Origin of the sequence: Campylobacter sp. RM12637 (assembly GCF_020137645.1) — a bacterium.
Classification (GTDB): Bacteria; Campylobacterota; Campylobacteria; order Campylobacterales; family Campylobacteraceae; genus Campylobacter_E.
Map to the genome: position 1 here is coordinate 15,580 of NZ_JACGAV010000018.1, position 17,242 is coordinate 32,821.

The window sequence follows — 17,242 nt, forward strand, 5'->3', positions numbered from 1 at the left end:
AACGAGATAATACCCCCCCCCATTCTTAATTTATGCTTAAAACTATTTAAAATGCTTAAAAAAAATTGTAGAATTTGAAATAGGAATTTGAATTTTCCTATTTCGTAAGATTTATATAAATTTTACTTTTTCGTTAAACGAAAATCTCATTTTTTTATGCTTTGGTTGCCCGTTTGCTCTATAACCAAAAGTTAAAACCAAAGCACAAAATTCATCTTTTGGTAAAAATTCTTCATTAATCGGTGCTTCATCGTATCCTCCGATAATGCAAGAATCAACGCCTAAAGTATGAGCACAATTTACCATATTTGTAGCTGCTATATAGCATTGTAAAGCTCCATATTCGTGAGCGTTTCTAGTTTCTAAACGCTTTAGATAAGGCGAATATAATTCATAAACTTTATCAAAATCTTCTCTTCTTTTAAGTGCATTTTGAACTACGCTACCCTTTGGGTCAAAATTATTTTTTGCAGCTACAATTACAGCAAAAGCACAAGTTTCAAATTGTCTTTTAGAATTACAAAATTGTTTTAATTTTTCAATGTTTTCAGGACTTTGTAAAACATAAAAAGTCCAAGGCTCAAGCCCTAATGAGCTAGGGCTTAAAACTCCAGCTTCTAAAATAGTATTGATTTTTGCTTGAGAAACTTTTTCGTTATTAAATTCCTTACAAGCAAAACGAGTTTTTAATAAGTGCAAATAATTCATTCTTCGTCCTTTCTAGCTTTTTTTTGAGCTAATATATTTTCTTTATTATCTTCTATTAATAATCTATTTCTTTCTATTAGCTTCATTGCTTCGTTTAATTTATCATCAATTACTGATATTTTTTGTTTTAATAGATTTATTCTTGCGTTGAAATATTGTGTAATTAAAAATGCTATCAGTAAAAATACGATTAGTATAACTAGTAAATACAAGCTTCCCATTTTAATCCTTTATATCAATATAAAATATTGTTTTATTTTCTATATTTTCTATATTTATTACAGAAAAATTAGTATAAATCATATTAGATAATTCTTTAATATTAGTAATATTATTTTGTGCTAATAGCCTTAAAACCCTGCCACGATAGACTTTTGAACTATGAGATAATTGCTTATTATTTTTCATAAAAATAAAAGTTGCGTGTGGAATTTGAATTTGATAATAGTCTTTATAAATATCAGCTCTAAGGTCAATTGCAAATTCTTTTATTATTTCATTTAGATTATTTGTTGTATCTTTTAAATATTCTTTAGCTTGGTTGATTTTGTTTAATTTCACCCCTTGTTTGAGTTTATAAAATGGTATCTCATCATTTGCAAGAATAGGTCCAAAAAGGTTGGAAAATATAATTACATTATCATCAATATATGTTTTTTCTTCATTACTTAAGCTATTGTAATCTAATTCTTTATAGCTAACTCCTTGGTATAAAATTATTGCTTTATATAATTTATTAGAGAAATTATTTAATATATTTTGGGTATTTTTAACACCAAAAATTAATTCTAAATTATCAAAATGATTTATATATTCCTTTATATATGATTTTCTAAATTGAGATTTTATTGAGAGATTGTCTAAATTTAAATTAGTAAAAAATATCTTTAATTCATCTATATTACAAGCATTTAAGCTATTTATTTTTTCTTCACTTGGTGAAAACAAAATTTTCATATTGCTCCTTTTTTTAAAAAAATTATAACTTACTCTTGACAAATGAAAAATTTTTACATATAATGCCGTCTTTCATTTTTGATTTATGCTGGTTTAGCTCAGTTGGTAGAGCAGCTGCCTTGTAAGCAGCAGGTCGGGGGTTCAAGTCCCTTAACCAGCTCCATTTTATTTTAGCAGTGTTTGACCAGAACAAAAAAGGCTTTATTTTTATAAATAAAGGTGAGTTACTCAAGTGGCCAACGAGGGCAGACTGTAAATCTGCTGGCTTTGCCTTCCGTGGTTCGAATCCACGACTCACCACCATTATAGATGCGGGAATAGCTCAGTTGGCTAGAGCATCAGCCTTCCAAGCTGAGGGTCGCGAGTTCGAGTCTCGTTTCCCGCTCCAACTTTTTTGCAAGAACTGGGAGCTGTAATTTTTATCGCTTCACAAGTTTTTCCAAAAATAGTTTAAGTTTTAGTGTATTTGTTGTCTAAAGTTATAATTTTTCTGAGCGCTCGTATGGCTCAGAGGTAGAGCACTCCCTTGGTAAGGGAGAGGTCGTGGGTTCAAGTCCCACTATGAGCTCCATTTATTCAAAAAGGTAATAATTTTAGACTAGTAATTAATTTTATTAATACGGAGGAAGTATTATGGCAAAGGAAAAATTCTCACGTAATAAACCACACGTGAATATCGGAACAATTGGTCACGTTGACCACGGTAAAACTACTTTAACTGCTGCTATTTCAGCTGTTTTATCAAGAAAAGGTCTTGCAGAGCTTAAAGATTATGATAATATTGATAATGCTCCAGAAGAAAAAGAAAGAGGTATTACAATTGCTACTTCTCATATTGAGTATGAGACTGAAAATCGTCACTACGCTCACGTAGACTGCCCAGGCCACGCAGACTATGTTAAAAACATGATTACAGGTGCTGCACAAATGGATGGCGCTATTCTTGTTGTTTCAGCAGCAGACGGCCCAATGCCACAAACTAGAGAGCACATTCTATTATCACGCCAAGTTGGTGTTCCATATATCGTAGTATTTATGAATAAAGCTGATATGGTTGATGATGCTGAATTATTAGAGCTAGTTGAAATGGAAATTAGAGAATTATTAAGTTCATATGATTTCCCAGGCGATGACACTCCAATCGTATCTGGTTCAGCTTTACAAGCTTTAGAAGAAGCAAAAGCTGGTAAAGATGGCGAATGGTCAGCTAAAATTTTAGAGCTAATGGCTCAAGTAGATAGCTATATCCCAACTCCAGTTCGTGATACTGACAAAGATTTCTTAATGCCAATTGAAGACGTATTCTCAATTTCAGGTCGTGGTACAGTTGTAACAGGACGTATTGAAAAAGGTATCGTTAAAGTTGGAGATACTATTGAAATCGTTGGTATTAGAGATACTCAAACAACAACAGTTACTGGTGTTGAAATGTTTAGAAAAGAAATGGAGCAAGGTGAAGCTGGTGATAACGTAGGTGTATTACTACGCGGAACAAAAAAAGAAGATGTTATTCGTGGTATGGTTCTTGCTAAACCAAAAACTATTACTCCACATACAGACTTTGAAGCTGAAGTTTATATCTTAACTAAAGAAGAAGGTGGTAGACATACTCCATTCTTTAATAACTATAGACCACAGTTCTATGTAAGAACAACTGACGTTACAGGTTCTATTCAGTTAGCAGAAGGCACAGAAATGGTTATGCCTGGTGATAACGTAAGAATTACTGTATCATTAATTCAACCAGTTGCACTTGAAGAAGGTACTCGTTTTGCTATCCGTGAAGGTGGTAGAACAGTTGGTTCAGGTGTTGTATCAAAAATTATTAAGTAATTTAAATGAGTAGGTTTTATGACCTACTCTAAAAACTAAAAGGAAATGTTATGAGAATTAAAATTGGTTTAAAATGCGAAGAAACAGGCGATATTAATTATAGTACGTTTAAAAATTCAAAGAATACTACTGAAAAGTTAGAACTTAAAAAGTATTGCCCAAGATTAAGAAAACATACAGTTCATAAAGAAGTTAAGTTAAAAAGCTAATTTTAGGGCAATAGCTCCAACGGTAGAGCGCCGGATTCCAAATCCGATGGTTGGGGGTTCGAATCCCTCTTGCCCTGCCAATTAAAGGTTTTAAAATGGAAAAATTAATAAATTATTTTAAGTTATCAAAAGCTGAGTTAGCAAAAGTATTTTTTCCAACTAAAGGACAAGTAAAAAATGCTTTTATTACGGTAGTTGTTGTAGTTGCCGTTATTTCTTTATTTTTAGCTTTTGTTGATTTTATTATGTCTTTTTCATTAAAGAGTATTTTATAAGGGCGCGAGATGAATTTTAAATGGTATGCAATTCAGACTTACGCAGGTAGCGAAATGGCTGTAAAAAGAGCTATTGAGAAATTATGTTATGAAAATGGAATTTCTGATAGATTAAAAGAAGTTTTGGTTCCTACAGAAGATGTTATTGAAACAGGTAAGAATGGAAAACAGAAAATTACAGCAAAATGTTTATATTCTAGCTATGTTTTTGCAAACATTGATTTAGATATAGAGTTATGGCATAAAATTCAAAAATTGCCTAAAGTTGGAAGATTTATTGGAGAATCTAAAAAACCTACTCCTTTAAGTGAGAAGGATGTTAATTTGATTTTAGAAAAAGCTAATAATAAAAAAGCTCCAAGACCTAAAATTTTCTTTGAAAATGGAGAAAGTGTTAGGATTACTGAAGGCTCATTTGCGAATTTTACAGGTATTGTAGAAGAATACGATATGGTTAGGGGTACTTTAAAACTTAATGTTTCAATTTTTGGAAGAAGTACACCGGTTGAAATACTATATTCACAAGTAGAAAAAATTATTTAATAAATTAAGGAGTCATTATGGCTAAAAAAGTTGTTGGGGAAATTAAATTACAAATAGCTGCAACAAAGGCAAATCCATCACCACCAGTAGGACCTGCTTTAGGACAACAAGGTGTTAATATTATGGAATTTTGTAAGGCTTTCAATGAGCGTACAAAAGATATGGCGGGATATAATATTCCAGTAGTTATAACAGTATATGCTGATAAAAGTTTTACATTTATAACAAAACAACCACCTGCTACAGATTTAATTAAAAAAGCTGCAGGTATTTCAAAAGGAACTGATAATCCTTTAAAAAATAAAGTAGGTAAGCTAACTAAAGCTCAAATACTTGAAATTGTTGATAGAAAAATTGCTGACTTAAACACAAAAGATCGTGAGCAAGCTGCTAAGATTATTGCAGGTTCTGCTAGATCAATGGGTGTTGAAGTAGTAGATTAATAAGAACCTAACCGCCGGGTTAAGGCGGAAGCACTTTAAAAAATGCGGAGAAAAATATGGCAAAAAAAGCAAAAAGAATTCAAGAATTATTAAAAAAAGTTGATTTAACAAAAGAATATTCACTAAATGATGGTATTAAAGTTATTAAAACTTTATCATCAGCTAAATTTGATGAAACTGTTGAAATAGCAATGAAATTAAATGTTGATCCAAGACATGCTGATCAAATGGTAAGAGGTTCAGTAGTGTTACCAGAAGGAACTGGCAAAAAGGTTCGTGTAGCTGTAATTGCAAAAGATATTAAAGCTGATGAAGCAAAAGCAGCAGGAGCTGATATTGTTGGTGATGATGATTTAGTAGAAGAAATCCAAAAAGGTAATATTAATTTTGATGTATTAATAGCAACTCCAAATTTAATGGGGCTAGTTGGTAAAGTTGGCCGTATTTTAGGACCTAAAGGTTTAATGCCAAATCCTAAAACAGGAACAGTTACTATGGATGTAGCTCAAGCTGTTAAAAATGCTAAATCAGGACAAGTTAATTTCCGTGTAGATAAACAAGGAAATATTCATGCTGGTGTAGGTAAAGTTAGTTTTTCTGAAGAAAAATTATTAAATAACGTTAGTGCTTTTGTAAAAGCAATTAATAAACATAAACCTGCAACTGCAAAAGGTAGATATATTAAGAGTGCAACTCTATCTTTAACAATGAGTCCAGGTTTAAAACTTGAAACTCAAGAATTATTAGATTTAAAATAATTTTTTCTATGAATAGCTATTTTTTAAACTTTTTATGTTAAAAATATAGCTATTCTTTTTCAAATTTTTATTTTAGTTTTTTTGCGTAAAGAATTTAAATAAAAATTTGATTTGTGACAGCCGAGGTTTATTACTTAATTGACTTTTGTCTCTCTGCTTAAATCATAAATCGGAAAGGAGAAACGATGACAAGAAACCAAAAAGAAGAACTAATAGCTAGACTTTCTGATGAATTTACAACAAACAATGCTGTTGTTGTTTGTAATTATAAAGGTATTATTACTAAGCAATTAGAAGTATTACGTGATTCTGCAAGAGTTGCTAATGTTAAAGTAGAAGTTATTAAAAATACTTTAGCTAGTATTGCTTTAGAAAAATCAGGCAAAAATGGTTTAACACTTAAAGATACAAATATTTATCTTTGGGGAGAAGACGCGTTAGCAGTTACAAAAGTAGCAGCTAAATTTGCTGAAAAAAATAATGCGTTTGAAGTTAAGTTTGGTCACATAGATGGTGAAGTTGCAGATGCTAATAAAATTACTGCATTATCTAAAATGCCATCTCGTGAAGAGTTACTTGCTATGTTATTGCAAGTTTGGAATGCGCCGATTCAAAATTTCACAATCGGTTTAAATGCACTTAAAGAAAAAAAAGAACAAGAATAATTTTATAAAGGATAAAAAATGGCAATTACAAAACAAGATGTATTAGAATATATCTCAAATCTAAGTGTTTTAGAACTATCTGAATTAGTTAAAGAATTTGAAGAAAAATTTGGTGTTAGTGCAGCTCCTGTAATGGTTGCTGGTGCTGTAGGTGGTGCTGCAGCTGCTGCTGAAGAAGAAAAAACAGAATTTAACGTTGTGTTAGTAGATTCAGGTGCTAACAAAATTAATGTTATTAAAGTAGTACGTGCATTAACAGGATTAGGCTTAAAAGAAGCTAAAGATGCTGTTGAAGGTACTCCATCAACATTAAAAGAAGGTGTTAGCAAAGCAGATGCTGAAGAAGCTAAAAAACAACTTGAAGAAGCTGGCGCTAAGGTTGAACTTAAATAATTTATTTAGCCCTATTTTTAGGGCTATTTTTGTATTGTGTTGTTTTTACAACAAAACTATTCTTTCAAAACTTACCAAGAGGTACATATATGTTAAATAGCTTACATTCAGGAAACAGATTAAGGGTGGATTTTTCAAACGTTCCACAGCAAATTGAGATTCCAAATCTATTACAATTACAGCAAAAAAGCTTTGATTATTTTTTAAATATTGGTAATGAAGACAGGGAAAGTGGTATAGAAAAAGTTTTTAAATCTTTTTTTCCTGTTAGTGATTCTCAAAATAGATTAAGTTTAGATTACGTATCTTGTGAATTTGTAAAGCCTAAATACACAGTAAGAGAGTGTATGGAAAGAGGTCTTACGTATGCAGCTAACTTGCGTGCAAAAATTCGCTTGACGTTATATGATAGAGATGAAAAAACTGGTGAAAAAATTGGAATTAAAGATATAAAAGAACAAGATATTACTATTCGTGATATACCTTTAATGACAGATAGAGTTTCTTTCGTTATCAATGGGGTTGAAAGAGTAGTTGTAAATCAGCTTCATAGAAGTCCAGGTGTTATTTTTAAAGAAAGCGAAGAAGGTAATAAATTACTTTATTCTAGCCAAATTATACCTGATAGAGGAGCTTGGATTTATTTTGAATTTGATTCAAAAAATATTTTATATGCAAGAATTAATAAAAGAAGAAAATTCCAAGCAACACTTTTATTAAGAGTATTAGGATATAGCAAAGAAGATATTATTCAATTATTTTATCCAATTCAAACAATAACACTAAAAAAACATAAATTCTATACAAAATTTGATATTAATGCTATAGGCGATAGAGTTGAATTTGATTTGATTAATGAAAAAGGTGAAGTTGTTCATGAAGCAGGTAAGAAATTAACTAAAAGAAAAATTAAAGAGCTTGAAGAATCAGGTTTAAAATTAATAGAATATCCTGTTGATATTTTAGCTAATCGTCAATTAGCAGAGCCTGTATATGATAAAAATACTGGGGAATTATTATTTGATACTCTTACAATGCTTGATGAAGATAAGCTAATTGCTTTAGTTCATAATGGTAGTGATTTTAAAATAGCTAATGATGTTGGTTCAGGAATTGATGATTCAATGTTAAAAACTCTTCAAAATGATTTAGATATGTTTAAATCATTTAAGCGTTCAGAAAATTATGAAAATGAAGAAGAATTTGCAATAGCTAAAATATTTAGAGTATTAAGACCAGGTGATCCTGTTGTTTTAGAAGCAGCAAAAACTTATATTTTAGATATGTTATTTAACCCTGAAAGATACGATATAACAAGAGTTGGTCGTATGAAAATGAACCATAAATTAGGACTTGATGTTCCTGAATATGTAACCGTTTTAACTAGAGAAGATATAGTAAAAACTATTCAATATCTTTACAGAATTAAATCAGGTCGTGGATATTTAGATGATAGAGACCATTTAGGAAATAGAAGAATTAGAGCTATTGGTGAGTTATTAACTAATGAATTACACATAGGTTTTGCGAAAATTCAAAAAGGCATTAAAGATAAATTAAGCTCAATTACTACTCCTATTGAAGAATTAATGCCAAGTGATTTAGTGAATTCAAAAATGATTACTTCTACACTACTTGATTTCTTTACGGGTGGTCAATTATCACAATTTATGGATCAAACAAATCCACTTAGTGAAGTTACACATAAAAGAAGATTATCGGCTTTAGGTGAGGGTGGTTTAGTAAAAGAAAGAGCAAGTTTTGAAGCTCGTGATGTTCACACAACTCATTATGGAAGAATTTGTCCTGTTGAAACTCCAGAAGGTCAAAATATCGGTCTTATTAACTCACTTTCAACTTATGCAAAAGTTAATGATTTAGGTTTTGTTGAAGCTCCTTATAGAAAAGTTGTAGATGGTAAAATAAGCGATGAAATCGTGTATTTAACAGCTACTCAAGAAGAAGGAATTTGTATTGCACCAGCTTCTACGAAAGTAGATGAAAATGGAAATATTGTTGATGATTTAATTGAAGCTAGAATAGATGGAGAAACGATACTAGCAAAACGCGAAGATGTAGGACTTATTGACCTTACTTCAGGGGCTATCGTTGGGCTTGCAGCTTCGTTAATTCCTTTCCTAGAACACAATGACGCAAACCGTGCGCTAATGGGTTCAAACATGCAGCGTCAAGCAGTTCCATTGCTTACTGCTACTGCTCCAATAGTTGGAACAGGTATGGAAAGAGTAGTAGCAAGAGATGCGTGGGAAGCAATCAAAGCTAAGCGTTCAGGTAAAGTAGAAAAAGTTGATAGCAATAATATATTTATATTAGGCGAAGATGATAATGGTTTATATATAGACCATTACAAACTAGAAAAGAACTTAAGAACAAACCAAAATACAACATTTTCTCAAAAACCAATTGTAAGAAAAGGCGATATAGTAAAAGTAGGACAAGTAATTGCAGATGGCCCTTCTATGGATCAAGGAGAGCTTGCTATTGGTAAAAATGCTTTAATTGCATTTATGCCTTGGAATGGTTACAACTACGAAGATGCTATTGTAATGAGCGAAAAAATGATTCGTGAAGACGCATTTACTAGTGTTCATGTTTATGAAAAAGAAATAGAAGCTCGTGAATTAAAAGATGGCGTTGAAGAAATTACTCGTGATATTCCGAATGTAAAAGATGAAGATATAGCACATTTAGATGAAAGCGGTATTGTAAGAATCGGAACACATGTAAAACCTGGTATGATTTTAGTAGGTAAAGTTTCTCCTAAAGGTGAAGTAAAACCAACTCCTGAAGAGAGATTATTAAGAGCGATTTTCGGAGAAAAAGCAGGTCATGTAGTTAATAAATCTTTATACGCAGGTGCTAGTGTTGAAGGCGTTGTAATTGACGTAAAAGTATTTACAAAAAAAGGTCATGAAAAAGATGCTCGTGCAAAAGCAGCTCAAGACGCTGAACGCTTAGTATTAGAAAAAGACTATCATGATAGATTATTAATGATGGATAGAGAAGAAAATCTAAAGATTGCTAAATTATTAAAAGAAACTCCTTTAGAAAAAGCTGAAACTATAGGCGGAACATCTTATAAAAAAGGTGAAATCGTAAAAGAAGATGATTTATCTAATTTAAATCGTTTTGCTATTGGAAGTATTATTAAAGCTTATCCTAAAGATGTGCAAGCTTATTATGAGAATTTAAAAAATCATTTCCAAAATGAGAAAAAAGCTTTAAAACAAGAGCATGATGAAAAATTAGAAATATTAGAAAAAGATGATATTTTACAAAATGGTATAGTAAAACTTGTAAAAGTTTATATAGCAACTAAGCGTAAGTTAAAAGTTGGGGATAAAATGGCAGGTCGTCACGGAAATAAAGGTATAGTTTCTTGCATAGTTCCTGAAGTTGATATGCCTTATTTACCTGATGGAAGACCTGTTGATATTGTTTTAAATCCACTAGGTGTTCCAAGCCGTATGAATATAGGTCAAATTCTAGAAAGCCATTTAGGTTTAGTAGGACTTAGACTAGGAGAACAAATTCAAGAAATATTTGATGCAAAAAGAGCTGATTTTATTAAAGAATTACGCCAAAAAATGATTGATATTTGCGATATTTCAAGATTAATGGATGCTAAAGTATATCTAAAAGATATGAGTGATGATGAGTTTATTCGCCACGCAAGAGATTGGAGTAAGGGCGTTAAATTTGGAGCTCCTGTATTTGAAGGTGTAACTGCAGAAGAATTTAAAAAGCTATTTGAAATGGCTAGAATAGATATGGATGGCAAAAGTGAGCTATACGATGGTCGCACAGGCGAAAAGATGAAAGAGCGTGTAAATGTGGGTGTTATGTATATGCTTAAACTTCACCACTTAGTAGATGAGAAAGTTCACGCAAGAAGTACAGGTCCATATAGTCTTGTTACACAACAACCTGTTGGTGGTAAAGCATTATTCGGAGGTCAAAGATTTGGAGAGATGGAGGTTTGGGCATTAGAAGCTTATGGTGCAGCACATACCTTAAGAGAAATGCTAACTATTAAATCTGATGATATTGATGGAAGATTTGCAGCGTATAAAGCACTTGCAAAAGGAGAAAATGTAACTTCAGCAGGAATTCCTGAGACATTTTTTGTTCTTACAAACGAGCTAAAATCTTTAGCTTTAGATGTTGAGATTTATAAAGAGGATAATGATGATGAATAAGAAATATAAAAAAATCCAACTTAACGAAGAAGAAAAACCAAGTCAATTTGATGCCATAGGGTTTAAAATAGCTAGCCCTGAGGCTATTCGTTCATGGTCATTTGGTGAAGTAAAAAAACCAGAAACTATAAACTATCGCACACTTAAGCCTGAAAGAGACGGCTTATTTTGTGCTAAGATTTTTGGGCCAATTAGAGATTATGAGTGCCTTTGCGGAAAATATAAAAAAATGCGTTTTAAAGGCGTTAAATGTGAAAAATGTGGAGTTGAAGTAACTACAAGTAAAGTTCGCCGCACTAGAATGGGTCATATTGAATTAGTTACTCCAGTGGCTCATACTTGGTATTCAAATGCAATACCTGCAAGAATTTCAACACTTTTAGATATTTCTACAAAAGATTTAAGCCGTGTTTTATACTATGAAGCATATATTGTAGAAGCTGTTGGAGATGCGCATACTGCAACTTATGATGATAATAAAAAAGTTACAAAATATAGCGTAATCAGCGAAGAACAATTCCAAGCTTTAAATGAAAGATATGAAGATACTGGCTTTAAAGCTAGAATGGGTGGAGAAGTAATTCACGATTTATTAGCTGAACTTGATTTAGTAGATATGGTAAGAGAATTAAAAGAAGCTTGCGAACTAGCTCCAAAATCAAAAAAACCTGCAATTATTAAAAAATTAAAAATTGTAGAAAGCTTTTTAGCAAGTTCTCAAAGTGGAGAAGGAAATCGCCCTGAATGGATGATGATTACATGCTTACCTGTTTTACCACCTGATTTACGCCCATTAGTGTCTTTAGATGGTGGAAAATTTGCTGTTTCTGATGTGAATGATTTATATCGCCGTGTAATTAACAGAAACTCTCGTTTAAAAAGATTAATTGAACTTGATGCACCTGAAATTATTATTAGAAACGAAAAAAGAATGCTTCAAGAAGCTGTTGATTCATTGTTTGATAACGCTAGAAAACAAACAGGAGCAGCTAAAGGTGCGAATAAAAGAACTCTAAAATCACTTACTGAAATCATCAAAGGTAAGCAAGGACGCTTTAGACAAAACCTACTTGGAAAGCGTGTTGACTTTTCAGGTCGTAGCGTAATTGTTGTTGGCCCAAAACTTAGAATGGATCAATGTGGCTTACCTAAACAAATGGCTTTAGAATTATTTAAACCACATTTATTAGCTAAACTTGAAGAAAAAGGTTATGCAACTACGGTTAAACAAGCTCATAAAATGATAGGCGAAAAGACTAACGAAGTATGGGAATGTTTAGAAGAAGTAGTAAAAGATCATCCTGTAATGCTAAACCGTGCACCAACTCTACACAAGCTTTCAATTCAAGCTTTCCATCCAGTGCTAGTTGAAGGTAAAGCTATTCAGTTACACCCTTTAGTTTGTGCTGCATTTAACGCTGACTTTGACGGCGACCAAATGGCTGTGCATGTTCCACTTAGCCAAGAAGCAATAGCAGAATGTAAGATATTAATGCTAAGCTCAATGAATATTTTATTACCTGCAAGTGGTAAGGCTATAACAGTTCCATCACAAGATATGGTTTTAGGTATTTATTATCTATCGCTTGAAAAAACAGATGCAAAAGGTGCTAATAAGATTTGCACCGGTGTTGATGAAGTATTAATGGCTATGCAAACAGGCTCACTTGATATTCACGCTACAATCAAATCAGTTGTAAATGGTAAGAGTATTAAAACTACTGCGGGTCGTTTAATTATCAAATCAATTTTACCTGATTTTGTTCCTGAAGAATTATGGAATAAGGTTTTAAAGAAAAAGGATATCGGAGCATTAGTTGATTATGTTTATAAAAATGGTGGCTTAGAAATTAGTGCAAGTTTCCTTGATAATCTTAAGAATTTAGGTTTTGAATACGCTACAAAAGCTGGTATTTCAATTTCTATTGCTGATATTATTGTTCCTGATGAAAAGAGTGATAATATAGAAAATGCAAAAGCAAAAGTAAGAGAAATCCAAAACTCATTTAACCAAGGTCTAATCACTGCTAGTGAGCGTTACAATAAAATTATTGATATTTGGAAAAATACTAATAATGAATTATCAAAAAATATGATTAATTTAATGAAAAACGATAAAGCAGGATTTAACTCAATTTATATGATGGCTGATTCAGGTGCTAGGGGTTCAACGGCTCAAATTTCACAGCTAGCAGCTATGCGTGGTCTTATGGCTAAACCTGATGGTTCTATTATTGAAACACCAATTACTTCAAACTTTAGAGAAGGGCTAAATGTTCTTGAATACTTTATCTCAACTCACGGAGCTAGAAAAGGTCTTGCGGATACTGCGTTAAAAACTGCAAGTGCAGGACACTTAACAAGAAAGCTAATTGATGTTGCTCAAAATGTGAAAATTACTATGAATGATTGTGGAACTCACGAAGGTATAGAAGTTAGTGAAATTACTGCTGATGGTGTTGTAGTTGAAAACTTACACGATAGAATTATAGGTAGGGTTTTAGCTGATGATGTTATTGATCCAATTAGCAATGAAGTATTATTTAATGAAGGCACATTAATTGATGAAGTAAAAGCAAAAAGTATTGTTCAAAGCAATATCAAATCAGTTACAATTAGAACTCCAATTACTTGTAAAGCTAAAAAAGGAATTTGTGCTAAGTGCTACGGAATTAGCCTTGCTGAAAGTAAGTTAGTTAAAACTGGTGAAGCTGTTGGTATTATTTCAGCTCAATCAATCGGTGAGCCAGGAACTCAGCTAACACTTAGAACTTTCCACAGCGGGGGAACTGCTACAACTGATATGCAAGATAGACAAGTAGAAGTTAAAAAAGAAGGTTTCATAAGATTTTATAATGTTCAAACTTATAAAAATAATGAAGGCAAACAAATTATCGCAAATCGTAGAAATGCAAATATCCTTTTAGTTGAGCCTAAGATTAAAGCTCCATTTGATGGAAGTATTTCATATATTAATGCGCACGATGATATAACTATAGTTGTAAAATCAGGTAAAAAAGAGCAAAAATATATTTTAAGAAAACACGATGTTGCAAAAATCAACGAATTAGCTGGTGTTAGTGGAAACTTATTAGGAAAGCTTTATTTACCTTATAAAGAAGGTGATAAAGTTGTTGAAAATGAAAGTATAGTTGAAGTTATTAAAGAAGACTATAACATTCCAAGACGTATTCCTTACGCATCAGAATTATTAATAGAAGATGGAGCACCAGTAGCTCAAGATATTAGAGCAAATGCGGTTGGTAAATTAAACTATTACATTCAAAAAAGTGATGGTTTAGAAAAAATTGAGCTTAAAAAAGGTCATATAGTTAATGAAAAAGGTTTATTTGTAATTATTTCAGATGGAAATGATAGAGAAGCTATTCGCCATTATGTTCCAAGAAAATCTAAAATAGAATTTGGAAGTAATGAAATAATTAAAAACGCTAATGATTTAATAGTTACAGATGCAAGTAATGAAAGCCATATAATAGCTCAATGGGACCCATATAATAACCCTATAATAGCTGAGAGTGATGGTGTTGTAAGCTTTGTAGATATTGAACCAGGCTTTAGTGTTGAAGAGCAAACTGATGAACTAACAGGAAATAGCTCTTTAGTAGTTAATGAATATTTACCTGCTAGTATGAAACCTGCTATTGTGATTACAAAAGATGATGGAAGCACAATCAGATATCAACTAGAATCAAAAACCGTTATTTATGTAAATAATAATGAAAAGGTAAAAGTAGCTCAAATTCTAGCTAAAACTCCAAAGGCAGCAACTAAGTCTAAGGATATTACGGGTGGTCTTCCAAGAGTTACTGAATTATTTGAAGTAAGAAAGGTTAAAAACCCTGCTACATTAGCTGAGATTGATGGAATTGTAAGACTAGGTCAAGCTAGCCGTATGCGTCAAGTTATTACTATAGAAGGTGCTGATGGCAATTTAGTTGAGCATACAATTGACCGCCATAGCCAAATCCAAGTAAGAGATGGTGAGATGGTTCATGCAGGTGAGCGTTTAACTGATGGAACAATTACAAGTAATGATATTTTAAGAATATTAGGCGAGAAAGCATTGCACCATTATTTAATTAGTGAAATTCAGCAAGTTTATAGCGGACAAGGCGTTGCAATTAGTGATAAACATATAGAAATTATTATTTCACAAATGTTAAGACAAGTAACCATTATAGATAGTGGAGATACTAAGTTTATAGTAGGCGATGTAGTAAGTAAGCGTAGATTTGCTGAAGAAAACGAAGCTGTTATGAAATTTGGTGGAAGTCCAGCTATTGCAGAACCACGCTTAACGGGTGTTACTCGTGCGTCAGTTAGCAGTGATAGTATTATCTCGGCTGCTTCGTTCCAAGAAACTACTAAAGTATTAACTGAAGCTAGTGTAACTGGTAAAGTAGATTATTTAGAAGACTTAAAAGAAAACGTTGTTTTAGGTAGAATGATACCTGTTGGAACGGGACTTTATTCAAGAGCAAAATTACAAATTCATAAAAACGACTAATTGTAAGGGGATATAATCCCCTTATTTATTATTAATATCACAATATATTTTCTAATTATAATATTTAAATAAATATGAATATTTTAAATAGTTATAATTTTTAACTACATTTTTTAGCTTTCAAATCTTGTTTTAAATTCTTTAAAATTAGTAGAATTTAAATAAATGCTTTAGATATTTTTTATTGATATTTTTCATATTTTATATTTTAATTTAAAGGTATTTAAAAAATACAATGATTTTAAAATATAAAAATAGTATTATTTTAAAATATTATAAAAAGTGGGGTAAAAATGGCTTTTGAAAATGTAGTAATCACAAAAGAACTTGATGAAAAATATAAATTATCTAAAATCTTTAACATTTACAATAGAAGGTATAAAACTATTCCAGAAAGAAAAAAGTTTTTATTTGATAGTGATAAAGAGTGTTTTTTGCTTGAATGCTACCATTATGAAGACCCAGAGTTTGATCATGCTTATCTTAGCAAGGCTGTGTATATTATGTGGTATCAAAATACCTTTATAGAGCTTGTGATAGATTATAATTTGCACGAGATGATTGGAAACGAGATGTATGATTATATCTATGAGATTTTAGATATAAAAGTGCTTGATTCTACTATTAAAGATAATAAAGAAGGCTTTAATGTAATAGGGTATGATTATATATGTAGAGTTTTAGACATTAAAGATAAATCACCGCTTAGCAAAGATGAAATCTTTAGCGTAGTAAAAGATGCTTTGTTAGCTTGTAAAGGCTATGGAAGAAAAGTATATGTTTTAGATGAGATAACTAAACAAAAGTTAGAACAAACAAAACTATCATTAGATGAGGCAAACGAGATTTTGGATATTGCTGATGATACAGGGTATTTTGATTATATAGCAAAGCATTTAGATTTAAGATATCTTGGAATTTTTAATAAATACACCGTTTTTTGCGAAGGGGTAAATGATATAAAAGATACAAGAAGTATTGATAAAACTATTGCTTTAAAGTTTTTAGATATTGATACAAATACAAGCTTGAAAAACGCTTTTATAAGGGTTTTTGATATAGACGAGCAAAGCTTGTTAAAAACCTTAAAAAGCGATATGTTTAAGTGTGTTGATATTTATAATATATTTAGCTCTCGCTTAAACAAAGAATTACATGATACAAAAGAATACAAAGCTTATGTGGAATTTGAAATTATGTATGAGACTCTTTTAAAGCGTTTTGCACGAGAGACATCAGGTGCAGTGCGTGTGATAGTAAGCGATAATCCTAGTCATAGTTTTGTTCATGCTACTTGTAAAGAGATTATGAAAAATGAAAATATAACTATGATAAATGATATACCAAAGAAGTTTTATCATGATTGTGCATGGTATTATGAGGATTTGCTTGATGCTTTTAGACGCGAGAAGGAATTTTTCAAAGAACATGTAAAAGAAACAGAACTACTTCTAAAACAATTGTCAATATATAAAAAATACGGCGTGCGTGGTTTTAATATTTTTAGATTTTTTTATAAATACTATGATAAAGCTTTTAGATTTTTTAACAAATACTACAATCCTTTTATGAAAGTTGTTATATTTGGTTTGCAGTTAGCTTGTGTTTATTTTATTATTAGATTAGTTATTGTTTTGCTTAAGATTTTTGGTTTGATTTAGTGTAATAAAGAATGTATTATTACTAAATTAACTTTATTTTAAAGGTAGG

The 17,242-nt window shown here is 31.3% G+C and carries 14 protein-coding genes and 5 tRNA genes; 16 read left to right on the plus strand and 3 right to left on the minus strand.

The annotated features are described in order from the left end of the window. Positions 1 to 111 precede the first annotated feature (111 nt). From AVBRAN12637_RS08175 to yaaA, 3 genes are read right to left on the minus strand one after another with little or no spacing between them, the layout of a single operon-like run. Positions 112 to 708: an NAD(P)H-dependent oxidoreductase gene (locus AVBRAN12637_RS08175; protein WP_336615661.1), complete on the minus strand. Its 597-nt coding sequence runs from the start codon at positions 706 to 708 to the stop codon at positions 112 to 114. Beyond that, positions 705 to 929, minus strand: coding sequence for a hypothetical protein (locus AVBRAN12637_RS08180; protein ID WP_214118209.1), 225 nt, complete (start codon positions 927 to 929; stop codon positions 705 to 707). Before AVBRAN12637_RS08180 ends, AVBRAN12637_RS08175 begins: the two co-directional genes overlap by 4 nt. Before the next feature lies 1 nt (position 930). Continuing rightward, positions 931 to 1,665, minus strand: a complete 735-nt coding sequence (gene yaaA / locus AVBRAN12637_RS08185) for a peroxide stress protein YaaA (protein ID WP_214118207.1) — start codon at positions 1,663 to 1,665, stop codon at positions 931 to 933. An 87-nt stretch (positions 1,666 to 1,752) separates the two neighbouring features. On the opposite strand from yaaA, the gene AVBRAN12637_RS08190 reads away from it, so the two are divergent. From AVBRAN12637_RS08190 to AVBRAN12637_RS08265, 16 genes are all read left to right on the plus strand, one after another. Then, positions 1,753 to 1,828, plus strand: a tRNA-Thr gene (locus AVBRAN12637_RS08190). A gap of 55 nt (positions 1,829 to 1,883) precedes the next feature. Further along, a tRNA-Tyr gene (locus AVBRAN12637_RS08195) sits at positions 1,884 to 1,968 on the plus strand. An 8-nt stretch (positions 1,969 to 1,976) separates the two neighbouring features. Next, positions 1,977 to 2,053 (plus strand) — tRNA-Gly (locus AVBRAN12637_RS08200). Between the two features lie 108 nt (positions 2,054 to 2,161). Beyond that, positions 2,162 to 2,236 (plus strand) — tRNA-Thr (locus tag AVBRAN12637_RS08205). 62 nt (positions 2,237 to 2,298) lie between these two features. After that, the gene (gene tuf, locus AVBRAN12637_RS08210; RefSeq protein ID WP_214118205.1) at positions 2,299 to 3,498 is read left to right on the plus strand and encodes an elongation factor Tu; all 1,200 of its coding nucleotides are present in this window, start codon (positions 2,299 to 2,301) and stop codon (positions 3,496 to 3,498) included. A 50-nt stretch (positions 3,499 to 3,548) separates the two neighbouring features. Next, positions 3,549 to 3,707 carry a 50S ribosomal protein L33 gene (gene rpmG, locus AVBRAN12637_RS08215; protein ID WP_214118203.1) on the plus strand — a complete coding sequence of 53 codons (159 nt, stop codon included), beginning with the start codon at positions 3,549 to 3,551 and terminating at the stop codon, positions 3,705 to 3,707. A gap of 4 nt (positions 3,708 to 3,711) precedes the next feature. After that, positions 3,712 to 3,787 (plus strand) — tRNA-Trp (locus AVBRAN12637_RS08220). 15 nt (positions 3,788 to 3,802) lie between these two features. Next, on the plus strand, positions 3,803 to 3,982 hold the full coding sequence (gene secE / locus AVBRAN12637_RS08225) for a preprotein translocase subunit SecE (protein WP_336615662.1): 180 nt from the start codon (positions 3,803 to 3,805) through the stop codon (positions 3,980 to 3,982). 9 nt (positions 3,983 to 3,991) lie between these two features. Then, positions 3,992 to 4,525, plus strand: a complete 534-nt coding sequence (nusG, locus tag AVBRAN12637_RS08230) for a transcription termination/antitermination protein NusG (protein ID WP_214118200.1) — start codon at positions 3,992 to 3,994, stop codon at positions 4,523 to 4,525. Between the two features lie 17 nt (positions 4,526 to 4,542). Continuing rightward, on the plus strand, positions 4,543 to 4,968 hold the full coding sequence (gene rplK / locus AVBRAN12637_RS08235) for a 50S ribosomal protein L11 (protein WP_214118198.1): 426 nt from the start codon (positions 4,543 to 4,545) through the stop codon (positions 4,966 to 4,968). Between the two features lie 56 nt (positions 4,969 to 5,024). Beyond that, on the plus strand, positions 5,025 to 5,726 hold the full coding sequence (rplA, locus tag AVBRAN12637_RS08240; protein WP_336615663.1) for a 50S ribosomal protein L1: 702 nt from the start codon (positions 5,025 to 5,027) through the stop codon (positions 5,724 to 5,726). Positions 5,727 to 5,911: 185 nt separating this feature from the next. Then, positions 5,912 to 6,391: a 50S ribosomal protein L10 gene (gene rplJ, locus AVBRAN12637_RS08245; protein ID WP_214118194.1), complete on the plus strand. Its 480-nt coding sequence runs from the start codon at positions 5,912 to 5,914 to the stop codon at positions 6,389 to 6,391. Positions 6,392 to 6,409: 18 nt separating this feature from the next. Beyond that, a complete protein-coding gene (rplL, locus tag AVBRAN12637_RS08250) occupies positions 6,410 to 6,784 on the plus strand; it encodes a 50S ribosomal protein L7/L12 (protein WP_214118192.1) in 375 nt (124 codons plus the stop codon). Between the two features lie 89 nt (positions 6,785 to 6,873). Continuing rightward, complete coding sequence (rpoB, locus tag AVBRAN12637_RS08255) at positions 6,874 to 11,004, plus strand: DNA-directed RNA polymerase subunit beta (protein ID WP_214119982.1); 4,131 nt, start codon at positions 6,874 to 6,876, stop codon at positions 11,002 to 11,004. Continuing rightward, positions 10,994 to 15,532 carry a DNA-directed RNA polymerase subunit beta' gene (gene rpoC / locus AVBRAN12637_RS08260; protein ID WP_442862233.1) on the plus strand — a complete coding sequence of 1,513 codons (4,539 nt, stop codon included), beginning with the start codon at positions 10,994 to 10,996 and terminating at the stop codon, positions 15,530 to 15,532. The genes rpoB and rpoC overlap by 11 nt, the downstream gene beginning before the upstream one ends. Positions 15,533 to 15,825: 293 nt before the next feature. Beyond that, positions 15,826 to 17,193 (plus strand): hypothetical protein, encoded by a 1,368-nt coding sequence (locus AVBRAN12637_RS08265; protein ID WP_336615664.1) that lies wholly within the window; start codon positions 15,826 to 15,828, stop codon positions 17,191 to 17,193. Positions 17,194 to 17,242: the final 49 nt, after the last annotated feature.